The following is a 1,690-nucleotide window of genomic DNA, read 5'->3' on the forward strand; positions in this document are numbered from 1 at the left end:
TGGTGGCTCCGACCGGCGTCGATCCGGTGACCTTTCGATTTTCAGTCGAACGCTCTACCAACTGAGCTACAGAGCCTAGGTGACATGTCACCTTGACCGCCGGAATTTCTTCCGGCAATCAGAGCGACCCTGACGGGACTTGAACCCGCGACCTCCGCCGTGACAGGGCGGCGCGCTAACCAACTGCGCTACAGGGCCTTGATTTTCTTGCTTTGCGGCATCGCTACCGCTTTTTTCAAGGCTTCCAGCTTACCAGACGTTTTCAGCCTGCCAGACCAGTTCCTTGCGTACCCCCAACGGGATTCGAACCCGTGCCGCCGCCGTGAAAGGGCGGTGTCCTAGGCCGCTAGACGATGGGGGCCAGAACCCGTTCGGCACAAAATAAAAGGCTTCGAGCCGAGGCTCTCAGTCTTGTCTTTTGCAGTTGCTCCGAACTGGACTCTAAAACTATAGGGCCTCGGCGGGAATAACTCAAAATCGGCCCGCAGGCACCTGACTGAAGCGGCGGGAACAGGCGAAGATGGACAGATGGATGCCGTCGCCGCACTCAATGAAATTGCTTTCTGGTTGGAACGGGAACGCGCTGCCACGTTCAAGGTCCAGGCCTTCCGGAAGGCGGCGGGGATCATCGCCGGGCTTGATCCTTCCGAGGTGGCTGCCCGGGCCCGGGACGGCAGGCTCAAGAGCATGAAGGGCATCGGCGACAGGACCTACCAGGTGGTCCGGCAGGCAGTGGACGGCGACGTGCCCGAGTACCTTGAGGACCTGCGCCAGCGCAGCGCGGCGCCCCTGGCGGACGGCGGGGCCGAGCTCCACGCAGCACTCCGCGGCGACCTCCACAGCCACAGCGACTGGTCCGACGGCGGCTCCCCCATCGAGCTCATGGCAGACGCCGCGCGCCTGCTGGGCCGCGAGTACCTGGCCCTGACGGACCACTCCCCCAACCTGACGATCGCCAACGGGCTCAGCGCCGAGCGCCTGACCGAACAGCTCGACGTTGTGGCTACCATCAACGCCGCCGCAGTTGACGGCAAGAAGGACGGATTCCGGCTCCTGACCGGCATCGAGGTGGACATCCTGGAATCCGGCGAACTGGACCAGTCACCGGACATGCTGGCGCGGCTGGATATTGTGGTGGCCAGTGTCCATTCGAAGCTCAGGGCAGACCGCGCCACCATGACGCGGCGGATGCTCCAGGGCATCCAGAACCCCCGGACCAACGTGCTGGGCCACTGCACCGGACGCCTGGTGGAAGGCTCCCGCGGCACGCGTCCGCAATCGGACTTCGACGCCCGGGAGGTCTTCGCGGCGTGCGCGGAATACAACGTGGCGGTAGAGATCAACTCCCGCCCCGAGCGGCAGGACCCGCCGGATGACCTGATCCAGCTTGCCCTCGACGCCGGCTGCCTGTTCTCGATCGACAGCGACGCCCACGCTCCGGGCCAACTCGACTTCCTCCAGTACGGGGCTGCCCGCGCCGCGCACAACAACATTCCCGCGGAGCGCATCGTGACCACCTGGCCCCTGGAACGGCTGCTGGAGTGGTCGGCCCGGGATTGGCAGAAACTCGACTAGCCTGTATGTCCTTGCCGGACGCCCGTTCCGGGCTGAAAATGGTGCCGTGGCCGCCTGCCGACGCCGTACTTCTATGGTTCTTTGAGGCCGTCGACTAGCCGGGCGTTGGGGGTCA

At 64.7% G+C, this 1,690-nt stretch carries 1 protein-coding gene and 3 tRNA genes; 1 reads left to right on the forward strand and 3 read right to left on the reverse strand.

All coding sequences use genetic code 11. The annotated features are described in order from the left end of the window. The 3 genes from V6M49_RS12170 to V6M49_RS12180 all read right to left on the reverse strand — a co-directional run bounded on the left by V6M49_RS12170 (nucleotide 1) and on the right by V6M49_RS12180 (nucleotide 361). A tRNA-Phe gene (locus tag V6M49_RS12170) sits at nucleotides 1–76 on the reverse strand. 48 nt (nucleotides 77–124) lie between these two features. Then, nucleotides 125–198: transfer RNA gene (locus V6M49_RS12175), tRNA-Asp, on the reverse strand. Nucleotides 199–288: 90 nt separating this feature from the next. Then, a tRNA-Glu gene (locus tag V6M49_RS12180) sits at nucleotides 289–361 on the reverse strand. 167 nt (nucleotides 362–528) lie between these two features. On the opposite strand from V6M49_RS12180, the gene V6M49_RS12185 reads away from it, so the two are divergent. Next, nucleotides 529–1,575, forward strand: a complete 1,047-nt coding sequence (locus tag V6M49_RS12185; RefSeq protein WP_332761253.1) for a PHP domain-containing protein — start codon at nucleotides 529–531, stop codon at nucleotides 1,573–1,575. The last annotated feature ends 115 nt before the right edge of the window (nucleotides 1,576–1,690 follow it).

This window comes from Pseudarthrobacter sp. (assembly GCF_036675385.1).
Lineage (GTDB): Bacteria > Actinomycetota > Actinomycetes > Actinomycetales > Micrococcaceae > Arthrobacter.

Coding starts and splice junctions, on each gene's coding strand:
- V6M49_RS12185 (WP_332761253.1), top strand. CDS start 529: ATGGATGCCGTCGCCGCACTCAATGAAATTGCTTTCTGGTTGGAACGG.